The organism is Luteimonas suaedae (assembly GCF_008312895.1).
Classification (GTDB): domain Bacteria; phylum Pseudomonadota; class Gammaproteobacteria; order Xanthomonadales; family Xanthomonadaceae; genus Luteimonas; species Luteimonas suaedae.
In genome coordinates this window covers 161,372-177,755 of record NZ_VSSP01000001.1, presented here as the reverse complement: position 1 = coordinate 177,755, position 16,384 = coordinate 161,372, and the positions used below count along the sequence as shown (strand labels likewise).

Below are 16,384 nucleotides of genomic sequence, written 5' to 3'. Positions count from 1 at the left end.
AAATGCCCGTGAATCCGTCCGATTGCAGCGCTACAAAGCGCTGCACGGCAGCACGCATCCCGGCCCGCAACAGCAAGGATGCCGATGTGGGAGCAACAGACCTCGCGACGCTCTGCAGGCTGTCGCGACTTTCCGACGGCGGCATGCCGCCGCCACGCCCACAGGCGCAGGTAGTTTGCCGCTATCCTCGCAGTTCCTCTTCTGCGGCTTCATCCATGCGACTGCAGCTCAGCACCTGGCCCGAGATCGAAACCTACCTGACGCGCTCGACCGGCATCATCGTGCCGATCGGCTCCACCGAGCAGCACGGCCCCAACGGCCTGATCGGCACCGACGCGATCTGCCCGGAAGTCGTCGCACATGCGGTGGGCGAGCACACCGGGACGCTGGTGGCGCCGACGCTGAGCATCGGCATGGCCCAGCACCACCTGGCGTTCCCCGGCTCGCTCTCGTTGCGCCCCGCTACGCTCATCGCGGTGATCCGCGACGTGGTGCAGTCGCTGGCGGGGCACGGCTTTCGCCAAGTCTATTTCTTCAACGGCCATGGCGGCAACGTCGCCACGGTGCAGGCGGCGTTCTCCGAGATCCACGCCGACAGCAGCTTCAGCGGCGAGCGTTCGCCGCTGCGCCTGAAGCTGGCCAACTGGTACATGGGCCGCCGCGTGCAGCAGCTCTCGCGCGAACTGTTCGCCGACAGCGAGGGCCACCACGCCACGCCATCGGAGATATCGCTGACCTGGCACGCCCATCCCGGACAGGCCCGCCCGATGACCCTGACGCCACGGATCGCGCCGACCGCGGCCTTCGGCGACGCGCAGGACTATCGCCGGCGATTCCCCGACGGCCGCATCGGCTCGGATCCGTCATTGTCCAGCATCGAGGCCGGCGCGCGGCTGTTCGAGGCCAGCGTCGAGGACACGATCGAGGATTACCGGGCCTTCCTGGAACAGGATTGACTGCGGATCCAGTCTGCCGCCACATTGCAGTGGCAGACGAGGCTTGACGGATGACCGCCGGAACTGACGACTTCGCAGCGCTCGCCGCGGTCCTGGGTGGTATCGCCATGCTGCCGGATCAGGAACTGGCGCACCTGCGCGGCCATGCGGAAGTCAGAACGTTCCACGCCGGGCAGGCTTTGCTCGACATGGGCGAGGTGCCGACCCGCTGCTGGTTCCTCGCGTCCGGTTTTCTCAGGTTCTTCTACATCACCGAGTCGGGACGCGAGTACAACAAGGCGTTCTCGCGGCCAGGCGAGATTGTGGTACCGCTCTCGGCCATGCTGACCGGCACCGCGAACACATTCGTCATCGCCGCCATCACCGACGTGCGGACGCTGGCGTTTCCGGTGTCGCTCGTGCCGACGCTGTACTCGCGCCATCCGGCCTGGGAGCGCATCGGGCGCGTGCTCGCCGAGCAGATGGCCATGCGCAAGGAGACGCGCGAACGCGAACTGTTGCTCGACTCCGCGCTGACCCGGTTCCGGCGCTTCGCCGAACGCTATCCGGAACTGGTCGACTGGATTCCACAGCGCCAGATCGCCTCCTATATCGGCGTCACCGAACAGGCACTTTCACGGCTGTTGCGCGAATGGCGCGGGCAACGCACGTCTTGATCGATGTTAATGCGGTGCGGAGGCACCGGCCTTATACCTGCGGCACACACCCGCTGCGAGGTCGGTCCGATGAAACGGCGCACGTTCCTTGTCCTGTCCGGCTACACGATGTTGCTGTTTCTGAGCGCGCCAAGCCGCGCCGGCAGCGATCCGCTCCCGGCATGCGAGTGGTGCGGCGCGGCCGATGCGCCGGATGATCCCGGCTCCACCGCCACCCTGGCCGGACCGGACGAGCTCGGCGAGCGACTGCTGCTGCATGGCGTCGTCCACGCGGCCGACGGCCGAACCCCTGTGCCGGGCGTGCTGCTGTATGCGTATCACACCAACGCCAACGGCATCTATCCGCGCCGCGGCAATGAAACCGGAAACGGGCGCCGACATGGCCATCTGCGTGGCTGGGTCGTCAGCGACGCCGATGGCCGCTATCGCATCCGGACCATTCGCCCCGCGGCCTATCCTTCGCGAAGCGAACCCGCGCACATCCACATGACGGCCACCGAACCCGGCCGGGCGGAGTATTGGCTCGACGACGTGCTGTTCGAAGGCGACCCGCTCATCACCCCGGACATCCTGTCGCGGCGCAACGGCCGCGGCGGACCGGCGATCGTCAGGCCGGAACGCACCGGCGACGGCACCCTGGTCGTTCGCCGCGATGTAATCCTGGCCGCGCCGGACGACTGACATGGCGCCGCCGACAGCCTGGAAGGACAGTGCCGACGATTTCGGGGTGGTATCGGTCGCGCTGCACTGGCTCGTCGCTGCCCTGGTGCTCGCGCTGCTGGCGCTGGGGCTGGCGATGCAATGGACCATCGGTTTCGAAGACGGGTCGCTGTACCTGTGGCTGAAGCACGCGCACATCGGCATCGGCGTGCTGCTGTGCATGGCCCTGCTTTCACGCATCACCTGGAGGCTGGCTTCCGGAGCACCGGCTGCGCACCCGCGACCGCGGGCCCTGCGGATCGCCGCAAAGGTGGTACCGGCGCTGTTGCTGCTCGCCGTGACGTTCCAGGCGGCAACCGGCGGCTTGGGCGGTGGACCGACAGCAGATGGGTGCGCGGCACCGATGCGCAATGGCGGATCGTCCCCGGCGCGGAACCACTGTCGTTCTTCGGTCTGTTCGAACTGGAGAGCCCTTTTGGCGCGCCACACCGGCAGTGGAATCGGCGGCTGGAACGCCTGCACGACGGAGGCGCACACGTGATGATGGCACTACTGGCAGTGCACGTGCTCGGCGCGGCAAGGCACCTGATGCTCGCCGGGGGAAGCCACCGTGTTCGGATGCTGCGGTCGCCACGGCGGCCGACGGAGACGGAGGGTTGAGATGCGCGCTGCGGGGGCGATCGCCCCTGCCAGCGTTGCGGCGATCTCAGCGCAACTGGCTGTCCTTGCTGCCACGCCGGTTGTAGCTGCCGGCGCCACCGTCGTCGCGGTCCTGCGCCTCCTGGCAGGACACGCACAGGCGGACGCCGGGCACGGCCTTGCGCCGCGCCTCCGGGATCGGCGCGTCGCATTCCTCGCATTGGGTCAGTCCGGGACCTCGTCGCAATCGGCTGCGGGCGCGTTCGATCCCGTCCTTCACCGTCGCGTCGATCTGGTCCTGTACGGCGCCGTCGCCGGCCCAGCCGGTTGCCATGTCCGCCTCCGGAAACTGTCTGTCAGAGCCTCCCAAGCATAGGCGGCGGGCGCTGAACGAAAAGCAGACGTGGCGCAGCCCGCGTGTCGGCCGGGCCGCACGCGCATCGGCCCATCGAAGCCTTCGCGGTCGCTAGCGCGGTTCTGGCGCAAGGGTCGACAGGTCCCTTCTCCCGTTTACGGGTGAGGACTTGCGCTTACGAGCCATTGGCCCGTAAGCGACCGAACGCCCATGCGCTGCGCGTATGGGCTTAGGACTGCTCTAGCTTCCGGTGCCGTCGATTTTCGTCAGCGTGCGGGTGACGCCGAGCACTTCGACCCGTCCCCCGGACTTGCGGAAGGCGGCCAGGTCGGCGGAGATGCGCTCGCTGGTCAGGCGCTTGTCGGAGCCGGCCTCGTTGCGGCCCTGCCTTGCGCGGGACGGCCTGGGTGCGGGCGTGGATGGTTTGGATGGCATGGGTGTCGTGCTCCAGGTCAGTACATGGTCAGCGGAATGCCGCGCCGCAGTTGGTCGTGGTGGGTCTCGCGAATGTGGCGGCAGTAGGGGCTGCCCATCGCGAATTTCCGGCACACCGACGGGCGCTGGTCGTAGATCGAGCAGCACATGCGCAGCGGATCGACGGCGACGCACCAGCCCTCCTCGTCGCGCGCCATCACGTGCAGTCCGCGCTCGGTGTGGTCGGTGAGATGGGCGGGCACGGCGTCCTCGGGCATCAGCACCACGGTAAGCCGGCAACAGATCGCGTCGCAACGCCCGCAGGACACGCTGGCATCGATGCCCTCGTCGTCCGTGTCGCGCAGATCGACTTCGGTCTTCACTGCAGCAATCCCGCGCTGGCCGCCGCATCGCGGCGATAGTGCAGCAGGCGCCCGCGGAACGGCGGCAGCTCGCCCTCGTTCATCGGGCTGCGCTGCTCGTGCAGCACGTAGCCCTGCGCCTGCAACGCCCGCGTGAACGGGCCGTTGTTGCCGCGGCCGGGGTCGATGATCATCACCTCGGCCGCCGGCTGCGCATGCCGCAGCAGCAATGCCGACAGCGCCACGGCGTGGCCGCGCTCGTACAGCACGTCGCTGCCGATGACCAGGTCGAAGCGGCCGAGCGACGCGTTCTCCACATCCCAGCGCAGGGTCCGGTACGGCACCGCGGGCATGCCGTTGAGCGCGGCGTTGTAGGCCAGGAACACCTCGGCCAGCGGATGATGGTCGCTGGCGACGACGTCCGCCCCGCGCTGCCGCAGGACCAGGCTGGCCAACCCGATGCCGCAGCCGATCTCGAGGATGCGCTTGCCGGCGACGTCGAACGTGGCCATGGTTTCGGCGAGCAGCCGGCCCGCGGGCCAGACATGGCCGAACAGGCTCCACTGCGCCGAGGAAATGCCGGCGCGCTCCGCCAGCTGGTCCGGATCCGCGAACTGCTGCACGTCGACCAGCGAACGGATGCGATAATCGCGACCGCCGATGTCGAGCGTACGGATGTGGGTGTCGTAACCAGGCACGGAAGCTCCCGAGAGGCCGGGTCCCGCAACGGGACGTTGGCGCGAGGCAGGGAGCGAAAACGGCGACAGGAGCAGCCGTTCGAAACGCGCAGAACCACGTGCAGACCCTGCATCTTACGCCCAAGTGGCGGATTTCACCCGGTTTTTTCCACGCCCCATGGGGTTCCCTTCAGGAACCGCGCCGCAATCGTTCCGATGCGACACTGTGCCGGCCGCCGCGCGCGCTCCCTGGGGACGCAAACCCCCTCCGGGGCAGCCGAATGGCGTCGATTCAGCCGGCGCTGCGTGCATGCGGGTAGTCTTGCCGGGCCGCCCGCCGGGCGGCGCTTTCCTGTCCCTTCCACGGAACCCAGATGCTGCGACCGACCCTGATCTGCGCCCTGCTGGCGCTCTCCTCCGCGCCGGCGCTGGCCGGCAGCTTTGCCGGCACTTCGGCGGGCGCCTCCTCCGCCGGCTCGTCGGCCTCGTCCGACAGCACCTCCGGCGACGACAAGGTGGTGCTGCAGGCGCGCGACGATGCCGCCAGCTTCGTCGCCAGCGACGGGCGGATCCGTGGCGCGCAGCTGGAAGCGGCGCTGCGCCAGTTGCGCGAGCGGCGGCCTGACGTACGCCAGGCCAGCGACATGCAGCTGGCACAGGCGATCCTGGCGTTGTGATCCGCCGGCTGCGGCGACCCTGGTCGCCGTGGTGGCCGGTGCTGTGCCTGCTCGCCGGCACCGCTCCGGCGCAGGCCTTGTCGCTCCAGATCGAGGATGGGGCACTGCACCCCGTGCAGGCCGCAGCCACGCGGCAGCTCCTGGACACCACGATCGAGCGCCTGCCGCCGGCCTGGGCGGCCGCGCTCGACCACCGCGTCGTCGTCGAATGGCGCGACGACCTGCCGGCGCAGGTACACGGCCGCGCCATAGGCCGGCGTATGCTGCTCGATCGCGCCCTGCTGGACCGCTGGATGGCGCGGCCGGCCGATGCTGGCAGCGACGATCCGGCCACCCGTGCGGCGCAGGCCGCCGTGCTCCACGAACTGGCGCACTTCTACGACCGCAGCCCGCACGGCGGGCTGTCGCACGATCCGCGCCTGCTGGACCTGGCCGGCTGGCAGGTCAGCCCGCTGCGACTGGGGCTGCGCGTCGGGCACAACGCCTTCAGCGACCGCAGCCCGGACCGCTACGAGCTGACCAGCCCGGCCGAATTCGTGGCGGTGAACCTGGAGCATTTCCTGCTGGATCCGGACTACGGCTGCCGGCGACCGGCGCTGTACCGGTATTTCGCCGCGCATTTCGGCACGTCGCCGCCGCAGGCCGAGTGCGCGCCGGACCTGGTCTACCTGCAGGTCGACGGCGATGCGCCGCAGCCGCTGCTGCAGATCGATCCTGCACGCGTCTACGCGGTGGACTACCTGCTCGCCGAGGGCAACGAGCGCCTCATGAGCCGCTGGGGCCACAGCATGCTGCGGCTGGTGATCTGCGCGCCGGACCGCCCGCGCGGGCCCGACTGCCGCCTGGACCTCGACCATCACCGCGTGCTGTCGTTCCGCGCCTTCGTCGACGACGTGCAGGTCTCCAGCTGGCGCGGCCTGACCGGATCGTACCCGTCGCGCCTGTTCGTACTGCCGCTGGCCCAGGTGATCGACGAATACACCAAGGTGGAACTGCGCGGCCTGCAGTCGATCCCGCTGCGGCTGCAGGATGCCGAGATCGCCGCGCTGCTGGAACGCGCCGCGCGCCTGCACTGGAGCTACGACGGCCGCTACTACTTTCTCGGCAACAACTGTGCGGTGGAGACTTTCAAGCTGCTGCACGACGGCGTGCCGCGGCTGGCCGGCGAACGCCTGGCGAGCATCACCCCGACGGCGCTGCTGCGCCGGCTGCGGCGCGCCGGCATCGCCGAGACCGGCGTGCTCGAGGATCGCGATGAGGCGCGTCGCTTGGGCTACTACTTCGAACCGCTGAGCGCGCGCTACCAGGCGATGTTCGAGGTCGCGCGGCAGGCGCTCGACCTGCCGCAGGCACGGGTGCAGGACTGGCTGGACCTGGCGCCGGCCGGGCGCACGCCGGTGCTGCGGCGCGGCGACCTGCGCGCGAGCGCCGCGCTGCTGCTGCTGGAACAGGCGGCGCTGCGGCGACAGGAACTGCTGGCGCGCGACGAACTCAAGCGGCGCCTGCTCGGCGGCGCTGCGCAGGATCCCGATGCGCTCGCGGCGGTGCAGGATTTCCTGGGCCTGCAGGCGCTCCTCAGCCGCCCGGCGACGCTGCTGCCGGAGACCGGCTACGGCCTGCCGCAGCAGGAAGAGCGCGATGCGCTGGCGCGGCTGGGCGAACGCCATGCCGCGCAATGGCGGCAGCAGGGCGAGCGCCTGCGCGCCGAGGCGCGTCGCTGGCTGCCGCCGCAAAGCGAAGCGGCGCTGGAAGCCACCGAAGCCAACGTCGACCTGCTGGCCGCGCGGCAGCGCGAACTGCATCGGGAACAGGGCGGCCTGCAGCTTTAGAGGAGGATGGCAGGATGTCGGCCAATTGATGACACGCCCTAGACGAACGTGGCGATGTCCTCCAGCGGCAGGCGCTGCAGGTCGGGCACGCGACAGTCCGGCGCCGGGTGCCCCACCACCAGCAACAGGTACGGCATCTCGTTGCGCGGGCGGCCGAGGACCTCGTTGAGGAAGCCCATCGGACTGGGCGTGTGGGTGAGCGTCGCCAGCCCGGCGTGATGCAGGGCGGCGATCAGCATGCCGGTGGCGATGCCGACGGACTCGTGCGGGTAGTAGCGCTTGTGCCGCCCGCCGGCGTCGTCGACACCGAAGCGCTCGTAGAACACTCCGATCAGCCAGGGCGCGGTTTCGAGAAACGGCTTCTGCGCGTGCGTGCCCAGCGGCGCCAGCGCCTGCAGCCATTCCGGCGGCGCGCGATGACCGTAGAACTCGCGCTCCTCGGCCTCGGCCCCTTCGCGGATGCGGCGCTTCAGCGCCGTGTCCTGCACCGCCACGAACCGCCACGGCTGCTGATTGGCGCCGCTGGGCGCGGTACCGGCCGCACGCAGGCAGTGTTCGATCAGTGCGCGCGGCACCGGCGTGGGCGCGTAGTCGCGCACGGTTCGCCTCCGCGCCAGTTCGTCTGCGAAGGCGGCGGCACGTTCGATGCGCGCCTGGTCGGTGAGCGCCGGCAGCGGCGGCATGGGAATGGTCTCGGGCTCGGTCATATCGTCACGACGTCGGCGTCTGTCGGTGCTGTTGTACTACCTTGCACAGCGAGAATCGACAGGACCGCGAAGCAGTCGTGAGTCGGTATCGTGCACCGGGCGTCGCCTCAGGCCAGCGTGTCAGGCCAGCGTGTCAGGCCAGCGTAAATCGGCTCTCGAAGCGCCGCATGCGTCCGTCCAGCGGATCCGTGAACGTCAGCGACCTGGCCAGCAGCTGCAATGGCCGGGCGAAGTCATCCAGCAACGGTTCGCGCAGTACCGGATACAGCGGATCGTTGACGATCGGCGCACCCAACGCGGCCATGTGCACGCGCAGCTGGTGCTTGCGGCCGGTCACCGGCTCCAGCGCGTAACGCCAGTACCGCGCGCCGCGCTCGATCACGTCGACGTGGCTCTCGCTGTCGGGCTCGCCTTCGACCTCATGCATGCGAAAGAAAGGCTCACCGCGTCGCAGGCGGCTGCGGCGCACGTGCGGGAACGCCAGCTGCGGCAGGGGCGGTGCGAGCGCTTCGTAGTGCTTGCGGATGGCGCGTTCGCGGAACAGCGCCTGGTAGCGGGTCCGCGTGGCCGGATCGGCCGAGAACAGCACCAGGCCCGCTGTGGCGCGATCGATGCGGTGCAGCGGCACCAGGTCGGGATTGCCGAGGCGGCGGATCAGGCGCGCGAGCAACGTCTCCTCGACGAAGCCGCCGGCCGGCACCACCGGCAGGAAATGCGGCTTGTCGGCAACGACCAGGTGCGCGTCGACGTGCAGCACGGTTTCCTCGAACGGGATGCGTGGCTCGTCGCGCACTTCGCGGTAGTAGTGGATCTCGGCACCCACGCGGTACGGCGCGTCGGGCGCGAGCGGCGCGCCGCCCGCATCGAGCACGCGGCCGCGCACGAAGCGCTCGCGCCAGCAGTCGCGCGAGATCGCCGGAAAGCGCGCACACAACCCGTCGAGCACGGTCGCCCACGGGCCGGGCGGCAGCTGCAGGCGGCTGGCGCGGACGCCGGCAATGGCGGGAGGGGTCGATGACATCGCGTGCAGTATGACGAAGCGGAATCCGGATACGGGCGGCATGCTGACGACGACGCGACATGATCGGCGTGCATCTCCTCGGCGTCGCATGCCTTCGATCAGCTGATGTTCGAAAAGGGCGTGCGGAATCCGGCATGCGGGCATTGCGGACCGCTCACACCATTCGCGATGCGCCATGTCGGTTTGGGTTCGAACGTCATCGATGTTAAGGTGTGCAGCCATTGAACCTGGTTTTCCGGCGTTGCCTGCAACGTTCCGATGTCCGGGTTCTTGTATCGGGCTCTTCGTGAGCCGACAGCGCTGCTGATCCTCGATCGCCTGTCCACCGCCCGGCTGCATCCAAGCCGGCCCGGGGACGCATGTCGTGCGGCGCTCCATCCCTATTCCCTCGGAGAACCTCGCAGACGATGACATTTCCATTCCCGGAACAACCGTTGCCTACGTGGCGGCGTGCGGTACTCAAGGTCGGCAGCAGCCTGCTGACGGACGGCAAGGGCCGACTCGGCAAGCGCAACGCGGCCGCGCTGGCCGGCCTGGTTTCCCGCTTTCGCGACCAGGGGCGCGAAGTGCTGCTGGTCTCTTCGGGCGCGGTTGCCGCCGGCCGCGGCCTGATGGCGGGCAAACGCAACGGACTGGTCCAGCGGCAGGCACTGGCCGCGCTGGGGCAGACGCCGATGCTGTCGCTGTGGCAGGGCCTGGTCGAGCAGCCGGTGGCACAGGTGCTGCTGAGCCACGACGACCTGCGCAACCGTCGCCGCTATCTCAATGCCCAGGCGACGCTGCGGGAACTGCTGCGGATCGGCGCGCTGCCGATCGTCAACGAGAACGACACCGTCGCCGTCGACGAGCTCAAGCTCGGCGACAACGACAACCTCGCCGCCGTGGTCGCGACCCTGGTCGACGCCGACATGCTGCTGATCGCCACCGATACCGGCGGCCTGTACACCGGCCACCCCACGCGCGATCCCGATGCGCGTCCGGTGCCCCGGGTCAAGGAGATCACTCCCGGGATCATGCGCATGGCGCAGGGCGGCGCCGGCTCGCTCGGCACCGGCGGCATGTCCACCAAGCTGGAGGCGGCGGGCAAGGCCGCCGCCGCGGACATCGGTACCGCGCTGTTCTGCGGCCACGACGAGGTCGCGATCTCGGCACTGACCCACGACCGCCTGCGCGGCACCTTCATCCCGCCCCACGGCGACCGCCTGGTCGCGCGCAAGATGTGGCTGCGGCACACCCCGCCCAGCGGTGGCTTGGTCCGGATCGACGACGGCGCCGCCGAGGCGCTGGTCGAGCGCGGCGCCTCGCTGCTGCCCGGCGGCGTGGTTTCGGTGGAAGGCGACTTCAACTGCTCGGCGATGGTCGACGTGACCTGCGCCCAGGGCCACAAGCGCCTCGCCCGCGGCCTGGTGCAGTACCAGTCGGCCGACCTGCAGCGCATCGCCGGCCGCCACAGCCGCGAGATCGAATCCGTGCTGGGGTTCCATAATGGCCACTCGGTGATCCGCCGCGAGGACATGGTCCTGCTGGGCGCCGCCGTGGCGCTGCACTGATGCCTGATGGAGACAGATCAATGACCGGATACGTCCGCAACCTGGCCGAGCGCGCCCGCGCCGCGGCCCTGGCCATCGCCGGCCTCCAGTCCGCGCAGCGCGCGGCGCTGCTGGTGTCGATGGCCGACGCCGTGGCCGACGGCCGCGACGACATCCTGGCGGCCAATGCCGCCGACATGGAACGCGCGCACGCCGCCGGCACCACCGGCGCGATGCTCGATCGCCTGCAGCTGGACGGCGGCCGCGTCGACGCCATCGTCGCCGCGATCCGCGAGATCGCCGCCCTGCCCGACCCGGTCGGCCAGGTCACCCGCAGCGAAGTGCATGCCAACGGCCTGCTGATCGAAAAGGTCCGCATTCCGCTGGGCCTGATCGCGATGATCTACGAGGCGCGTCCGAACGTGACCGCCGACGCCGCCGCGCTGTGCCTGCGCGCCGGCAACGCGGTGCTGCTGCGCGGCGGGTCGGAGGCGCGCGACAGCAACATCGCGATCGCCGCCTGCCTGCACCGCGCGCTGCGCGCGCACGGCCTGCCGGCCGAGGCCGTCGCCCTGGTCGAGGACACCGCGCGCGAGCACGTGCTGGAGCTGCTGCAGCTCAGCGACCTGATCGACCTGGCGATCCCGCGCGGCGGCGAACGGCTGATCCGCTTCGTCGCCGAGAACGCACGGGTGCCGGTGATCAAGCACTACAAGGGCGTCTGCCACCTGTACGTGGACAGCGCCGCCGATCCGGCATTGGCGCTGCAGCTGGCGATCGACGGCAAACTGTCGCGGCCGGGCGTCTGTAACGCGCTGGAGACGCTGCTGGTCCACGCCGGGATCGCCGACGCCTGGCTGCCCGATGCGCTGTCGCAGCTGAAGGCGCGCGGCGCCGAGATCCGCGGCTGCGACCGCACCCGCGCGCTGTTCCCGGACGCCGCGCCGGCGACCGAGGAGGACTACGCCGCCGAATTCCTGTCGCCGATCCTGGCGGTGCGGGTGGTCGATTCGATCGACGCCGCCATCGCCCACATCCAGCGCCATGGTTCCGACCACACCGAGGTGATCGCCAGCGCAGACCCGGCGGCAGCCGACCGCTTCGTGCGCGAGATCCGCAGCTCGGCGGTGATGGTCAACGCCTCCTCGCGCTTCAACGACGGCGGCAGCCTCGGCCTGGGCGCCGAGATCGGCATCTCCACCACCCGCCTGCACGCCTACGGCCCGATGGGATTGGAATCGCTGACGATCGAGCGCTACGTGGTGCGCGGCGAGGGCCAGGTGCGGCATCCGGAATCGATCGTCGACAACGGCTAGAGCGGTTTGGTGCAAGTCTTGACAGATCCCTTCTCCCGCTTGCGGGAGAAGGTGCCCGAAGAGCCTGCCCCCGAGTGCTCTAGTCGGGGGGCGGATGAGGGCGCTTTTGATCTCTCGCTAAGAGCGCCCTCACCCCAACCCCGCTCCGCGCCCCTGCCCGCTCCAGCGGAGCGGGCGCTCTACCACGCGCGCGCCAATGGCGCGCAAGCCGCGTGGTCTCGCCCCACAAGCGGGAGAGGGGGCGTCCTACGACATGTGTAAACCCCCAACAGGAAACTGCTCTAGCGCCGCCGTCAATCGTTTTCGGCGGCCTCTTCGCGGCCCTGCTGGCGGATGATCGCCTCCTGCCGCGCGTCCTCGATCGAGAACAGCACCGCGCGGGTATCGGCGGTGTGCTCGTCGAACACGAAGGTGCCGGTCAGCGCGGCGTCCGGGCGCAGCTCGCCCTGCTCGAACAGCGCCCACATCTCCTCGCCGTAGTACGTGTCGTGCAGCTCCGGGGCATAGCGCCCCAGGCTTTCGCGCAGGTTGTGGACGTCGCGCAGCAGCATCTCGCGCGCGGCATTGTTGCCGGCGGCGCTGACCGTCTGCGGGAAATCGATGATCACCGGCCCGTCCGGCGCCACCAGCACGTTGTACTCGGACAGGTCGCCGTGGATCAGGCCCAGGCACAGCATGCGTACTACGTCGCCGATCAGCGTCGCGTGGAACGCGCGCGCCTGGTCCGCGGTCAGGTCGGCTTCGACCAGCCGCGGGGCGCTGTGGCCGTCGGCATCGGTAACCAGGTCCATCATCAGCACGCCATGGAAGAAGCCGTGCGGCTGCGGCACGCGCACGCCGGCATCGGCCAGCTGGTACAACACCTCGGCCTCGGTGTTCTTCCACGCGGTCTCCTGCTCGCGCCTGCCGAACTTGCTCGCCTTCGCCATCGCCCGCGCCTGGCGGCTGCCGCGCACCTTGCGGCCTTCCTGGTACTGCGCGCGCGCCTGGAAGCTGCGTTGCGCCATGTCCTTGTAGACCTTGGCGCAGCGCACCTCGTCACCGCAGCGCACCACGTACACCGACGCTTCCTTGCCGCTCTTGAGCGGCCGCAGCACCTCGTCGATCAGACCATCGTCGATCATCGGCTGCAGGCCGTGGGGGATCTTCATCTAGTACGGTACGCCGGCGTGGAAAGGGCGGCCATTGTCGTCGGAAACCGGTATCGGAGCGACCAGATGCCTGAACCGCCCCCCTGTCGAAGACACCGGCGCGTTTCTGAACGACCTTGCAGGCGCCAGTTGCAGCACGCGGGCGATCGACGGCCGCGGCCCCCTGTCGCGACTGCCCACCGCGCAGTGAGCGAGGACGGTGGCGATGACGCGGCGCTTGGCGTGTCCACGCGCCGCGACGGGGCGGTCCGGCATTCCTGGAGCGGCGAAGCGGGACTCGAGACCACGGATCCGGGTCGGGATCCGCGCATGGTGCCCGACCTGACGCCAGTCGGGGCGATCCTGGCTATCACGCCGAAGGGGGCACGGCAGCGATGGGTGCCCGAGCTCGAATGTCGCGGATACCGCGCCCGCGCGCGCCGCCGCTGCCCGCTGCAAGACGCGGCGCAAGGCCCGTACACGCGCATCGCCTTCGATGCAACCCCGCCTTTCGCGACCTTCTTTCGCGATGCTGGCTACACTGGGGCATCCCTCCCTGGAGATTACGCCCATGGCCAAGCCCAACTATTCCTTCGAAAAGCGACAGCGCGAGATCGCCAAGCAGAAGCAGAAGGAAGAAAAACGCGCCAAGAAGCAGGCAGCGAAAAAGGCGGAACCGTCCACCGCCGATGGCACCCGCAATCCGGTCGCCGGCAGCGAATAAGCGCCCCGGCGCGTCGTTCCACCGGGTCCGCGCATACGATTCCCACCCGTCTTGACCGGGTCACGGCCTCACGACATGGAGGCACAGCAGCACGAACGCGGCGAACGCCAGGCTGGCGCGTGCCAGGTGGGCATACTCCCAGCGATCACGGAACGCGCGCCATGACCGATCCACGCCGGAATCGCGGGGTGCCTTTCCCAGTCCGAAAAATCCGGCGCTGACCGGCGGCAGCGAACGATCGGCCAGCCAGAACTTGTTGATCGGATGAACCGCGAGCCAATAGACGATCTGCATGCCCAGCACCAGCACCAGGCTGGCGATCACCAGCAGACGATCGGCGCCGTCGGTCCGCACCATCCATGTCAGCACGGCAAGTGCCAGGATCGCCAGCGGCTCGCTGGCCCCACCGATGGTGAAACCGGGATGGTAGATCGGCTGCGTCGCGAGATAGGCGGTCTTGTCCAGCCGCAGCTTTCCCGGCAACTCGGCCGCGTGCGCCAGGGCGAATGCCATGGCGCACGCGACCAGAACCAGGCACAGCAGTTGCACGCCCGCCATCCACATGCAGTCACTCCGGTCACCGCGATCGACGCACGCTAGGGCACGCACCGTTACCGTCGCGTCAACCATCCGGGAGCGGTGCGTTGTCCGCCCCACGAGCCGGCCATGATTGGCGCCGGACCGGCCCGAAGATCCCGGACGAGCGACTACCAGTGGCCGATTCTGATCGAGCCGGACGCGGTGCCGGCGGCCGGCCGGCATGGGGGCATCCAGGCCCTGCTGGCCGCCACCAGTCCTGACGAGGTCGGCGAGCACGGGATATGGGTGCTGCATTTGGTGGCGTGCGGCACGCCCCCCGTAGGAGCGCCCCATAGGCGCGATACCGCGGGTATTCGGCTGCAGGCGTTTCATCCTGGGCGGGTTGGTCCAAAGGCATTCGAGTCGGCTTTCGTCACGCAATTCCGACACCCGCGGTATCGCGCCCATGGGGCGCTCCTACGAATGTGCTGTCGCGGCTATTCCTCTTCGTCGTCGAAACCTACGTTCGCGATCGCATCCTCCAGCGGGTCGACGGGCTCGAGCAGCGTGTAGTCGTCGACGTCGCGGCGCGCAATCGCACGCGATACCGGGTAGGCCTCCAGCGCGGGTTGCGCCATTCGCGAGAGGAAACGCGTCGGCAGCCGCGGGCCCGCGATCCATTCGGCCACCTCGGCCGCAGGCAGGAACACCGGACCATCCGGCACCAGCGGCGGCGGAATCGCGGCATTGGCCTGCGTAAGCACGGCGAACGAATAGACCTGCGGCTCGTCCTTCTCCCGGTGGTCCCACAGCCCGGCCGCGAACAGCGCCGCGCCGTCCCGCGCCTGGATGAAGTACGGCTGCGCCGGCGCCGCGGAACGGTCCCACTTGTAGTACCCGTTCATCGGCACCACGCAGCGCCGGGTTTCCCAAGGGCGGCGGAAGATGCGGCTCTTCGGCGCGCGCTCGAGCCGCGCGGTGACCGTCGTGTACTTCGTCTCCGGCAACGCCGCCCAGCGCGGGATCAGGCCCCAGTCGAACTCCTCCACGCGCAGGCCGTCGCCGCGGCCGAAGATCACGGCGGCCGGCTTGCGCACGGCGATGTTGTAGCGCTCCGGCATGCCGGCCAATGTCGCCGCGACATCCGGCGGCAACTCGCCGGGCAAGCCGCCTAGCGCGAATGCCTGGACGAATCTACGCATGCGCGCGCGCCGTGCATGGCCGCCCGCTGGGCGATCGCATCGACCCCGCTCCAGCAGGCATCCCTTGCCGCCGGCATGCACGCACCGCGCCGGCGTGTCCTGCGCTGCAAGCTGCCATCACGCTATCCGCGCTTGCGGCCCGCCGGCAACGGCTCCCCGTCCTCGTCGTAGGCCGGCGGCGCATAGAAGTTCAGGGTCTTGAGAGGCGCGCGGCCGGTATTGCGGATCTCGTGCCGCTCGCCGCGCTCGATCACCAGCAGGCTGCCGGCCCCCAGCCGCTGATGTAGGCCATCGACGATCGCCAGCCCGGTGCCGGACACCACGTACAACCACTGGTCCGCGCCCTGATGGCAATTGTCCGGGCCGCCTTCGCTGTCGCCGGGCGAGACGACCATCTCCGCCGCCTGCACCCCGCGTACGTCGAAGGCCACCCGGAACCCGCTGTCGAAGCGGAAGCGCTCGTGCTTCATTTCGACTCCTGGCGTTGCACCCCGGAAGATCGCGCGTCCGGCGTTAAACGCGGGAGACGGCGACGTGAACGGATAGACGGCGAGACGGTCGCCTGCGACCGGTATTGGCGGAGCCGGGTTCACCACGCCGCCACGGTACGTGGCCCATCATTGCGTCCGCATCACCCACTCTGCGCCGCCAGACATTGCGGCTCATCCCACGGAAACCGACATGAACGAACGAATCGAAGCGGGCTCCATGGTATTCGTCGCCGACGGCGAGATGGGCGTCGCAGCGGTGCGCGAGGTGCGCAGGCAATCCTCGGAACTGCTGATCAACATCCAGAACGCCGGCGACTTCACCGTACCGCTGGATGCCGTCAAGGACGTCCACTCCGGCAAGGTCGTGCTGGACATCGACCGGTTGGCGGCCCCCGTGCGCCGAGCGCTCGAGCACGCGCATGATGCGGAAGATCCGCGCTACGCCGCGATCGACCCGGAGGCCGGCACGCCCCGCGACGAATGAGCCCCGCGATCGCGCGGGAACGACGCGATCGACGCG

At 69.4% G+C, this 16,384-nt stretch carries 20 protein-coding genes; 10 read left to right on the top strand and 10 right to left on the bottom strand.

The annotated features are described in order from the left end of the window. The first annotated feature begins 215 nt into the window (after positions 1 to 215). The 4 genes from FXO19_RS00855 (at position 216) to FXO19_RS00840 (ending at position 2,813) form a co-directional block, all read left to right on the top strand. A complete protein-coding gene (locus FXO19_RS00855; protein WP_149193168.1) occupies positions 216 to 956 on the top strand; it encodes a creatininase family protein in 741 nt (246 codons plus the stop codon). Positions 957 to 1,006: 50 nt separating this feature from the next. Continuing rightward, complete coding sequence (locus tag FXO19_RS00850) at positions 1,007 to 1,612, top strand: Crp/Fnr family transcriptional regulator (protein WP_149193167.1); 606 nt, start codon at positions 1,007 to 1,009, stop codon at positions 1,610 to 1,612. Positions 1,613 to 1,681: 69 nt separating this feature from the next. Continuing rightward, positions 1,682 to 2,293 (top strand): dioxygenase family protein, encoded by a 612-nt coding sequence (locus tag FXO19_RS00845; RefSeq protein ID WP_187775570.1) that lies wholly within the window; start codon positions 1,682 to 1,684, stop codon positions 2,291 to 2,293. Between the two features lies 1 nt (position 2,294). Continuing rightward, complete coding sequence (locus FXO19_RS00840; RefSeq protein WP_149193165.1) at positions 2,295 to 2,813, top strand: cytochrome b/b6 domain-containing protein; 519 nt, start codon at positions 2,295 to 2,297, stop codon at positions 2,811 to 2,813. 165 nt (positions 2,814 to 2,978) lie between these two features. Here FXO19_RS00840 and FXO19_RS00835 read toward each other — a convergent pair whose 3' ends face one another. The 4 genes from FXO19_RS00835 to FXO19_RS00820 form a co-directional block, all read right to left on the bottom strand. After that, entirely contained in the window at positions 2,979 to 3,245 is a 267-nt protein-coding gene (locus tag FXO19_RS00835; protein WP_149193164.1) for a DksA/TraR family C4-type zinc finger protein, read from the bottom strand. Between the two features lie 261 nt (positions 3,246 to 3,506). Beyond that, positions 3,507 to 3,701 (bottom strand): hypothetical protein, encoded by a 195-nt coding sequence (locus FXO19_RS00830; RefSeq protein ID WP_149193163.1) that lies wholly within the window; start codon positions 3,699 to 3,701, stop codon positions 3,507 to 3,509. 17 nt (positions 3,702 to 3,718) lie between these two features. Then, complete coding sequence (locus FXO19_RS00825; RefSeq protein WP_425481418.1) at positions 3,719 to 4,063, bottom strand: YkgJ family cysteine cluster protein; 345 nt, start codon at positions 4,061 to 4,063, stop codon at positions 3,719 to 3,721. Continuing rightward, a complete protein-coding gene (locus tag FXO19_RS00820) occupies positions 4,060 to 4,740 on the bottom strand; it encodes a class I SAM-dependent methyltransferase (protein ID WP_149193162.1) in 681 nt (226 codons plus the stop codon). The genes FXO19_RS00825 and FXO19_RS00820 overlap by 4 nt, the downstream gene beginning before the upstream one ends. 353 nt (positions 4,741 to 5,093) lie before the next feature. Here FXO19_RS00820 and FXO19_RS00815 point away from each other — a divergent pair, with 353 nt between their 5' ends. Together FXO19_RS00815 and FXO19_RS00810 are read left to right on the top strand one after the other, a co-directional pair. Continuing rightward, positions 5,094 to 5,396: a DUF2388 domain-containing protein gene (locus FXO19_RS00815; RefSeq protein ID WP_149193161.1), complete on the top strand. Its 303-nt coding sequence runs from the start codon at positions 5,094 to 5,096 to the stop codon at positions 5,394 to 5,396. Then, positions 5,393 to 7,225 carry a DUF7844 domain-containing protein gene (locus FXO19_RS00810; RefSeq protein ID WP_255516197.1) on the top strand — a complete coding sequence of 611 codons (1,833 nt, stop codon included), beginning with the start codon at positions 5,393 to 5,395 and terminating at the stop codon, positions 7,223 to 7,225. The genes FXO19_RS00815 and FXO19_RS00810 overlap by 4 nt, the downstream gene beginning before the upstream one ends. Positions 7,226 to 7,263: 38 nt before the next feature. On the opposite strand, the gene FXO19_RS00805 is transcribed toward FXO19_RS00810, so the two are convergent. Continuing rightward, a complete protein-coding gene (locus FXO19_RS00805; protein WP_149193160.1) occupies positions 7,264 to 7,932 on the bottom strand; it encodes a nitroreductase family protein in 669 nt (222 codons plus the stop codon). Between the two features lie 133 nt (positions 7,933 to 8,065). Further along, positions 8,066 to 8,953, bottom strand: coding sequence for an RluA family pseudouridine synthase (locus FXO19_RS00800; RefSeq protein WP_149193159.1), 888 nt, complete (start codon positions 8,951 to 8,953; stop codon positions 8,066 to 8,068). 407 nt (positions 8,954 to 9,360) lie between these two features. On the opposite strand from FXO19_RS00800, the gene proB reads away from it, so the two are divergent. Then, positions 9,361 to 10,503, top strand: coding sequence for a glutamate 5-kinase (proB, locus tag FXO19_RS00795; protein WP_149193158.1), 1,143 nt, complete (start codon positions 9,361 to 9,363; stop codon positions 10,501 to 10,503). Between the two features lie 20 nt (positions 10,504 to 10,523). Then, positions 10,524 to 11,798 (top strand): glutamate-5-semialdehyde dehydrogenase, encoded by a 1,275-nt coding sequence (locus FXO19_RS00790; protein WP_149193157.1) that lies wholly within the window; start codon positions 10,524 to 10,526, stop codon positions 11,796 to 11,798. A gap of 293 nt (positions 11,799 to 12,091) precedes the next feature. Here FXO19_RS00790 and FXO19_RS00780 read toward each other — a convergent pair whose 3' ends face one another. Further along, a complete protein-coding gene (locus FXO19_RS00780; protein WP_149193156.1) occupies positions 12,092 to 12,949 on the bottom strand; it encodes a PA4780 family RIO1-like protein kinase in 858 nt (285 codons plus the stop codon). A gap of 550 nt (positions 12,950 to 13,499) precedes the next feature. On the opposite strand from FXO19_RS00780, the gene FXO19_RS19055 reads away from it, so the two are divergent. Next, positions 13,500 to 13,652 carry a hypothetical protein gene (locus FXO19_RS19055; RefSeq protein WP_187775568.1) on the top strand — a complete coding sequence of 51 codons (153 nt, stop codon included), beginning with the start codon at positions 13,500 to 13,502 and terminating at the stop codon, positions 13,650 to 13,652. 60 nt (positions 13,653 to 13,712) lie between these two features. On the opposite strand, the gene FXO19_RS00775 is transcribed toward FXO19_RS19055, so the two are convergent. The 3 genes from FXO19_RS00775 to FXO19_RS00765 all read right to left on the bottom strand — a co-directional run bounded on the left by FXO19_RS00775 (position 13,713) and on the right by FXO19_RS00765 (position 15,843). Continuing rightward, complete coding sequence (locus FXO19_RS00775) at positions 13,713 to 14,468, bottom strand: anthrone oxygenase family protein (RefSeq protein WP_223115398.1); 756 nt, start codon at positions 14,466 to 14,468, stop codon at positions 13,713 to 13,715. Between the two features lie 200 nt (positions 14,469 to 14,668). Further along, a complete protein-coding gene (locus FXO19_RS00770) occupies positions 14,669 to 15,373 on the bottom strand; it encodes an SOS response-associated peptidase (protein WP_149193155.1) in 705 nt (234 codons plus the stop codon). Between the two features lie 122 nt (positions 15,374 to 15,495). Beyond that, positions 15,496 to 15,843: a cupin domain-containing protein gene (locus tag FXO19_RS00765; protein ID WP_149193154.1), complete on the bottom strand. Its 348-nt coding sequence runs from the start codon at positions 15,841 to 15,843 to the stop codon at positions 15,496 to 15,498. Between the two features lie 211 nt (positions 15,844 to 16,054). Here FXO19_RS00765 and FXO19_RS00760 point away from each other — a divergent pair, with 211 nt between their 5' ends. Beyond that, positions 16,055 to 16,348, top strand: coding sequence for a hypothetical protein (locus FXO19_RS00760; RefSeq protein WP_149193153.1), 294 nt, complete (start codon positions 16,055 to 16,057; stop codon positions 16,346 to 16,348). Positions 16,349 to 16,384 lie beyond the last annotated feature (36 nt).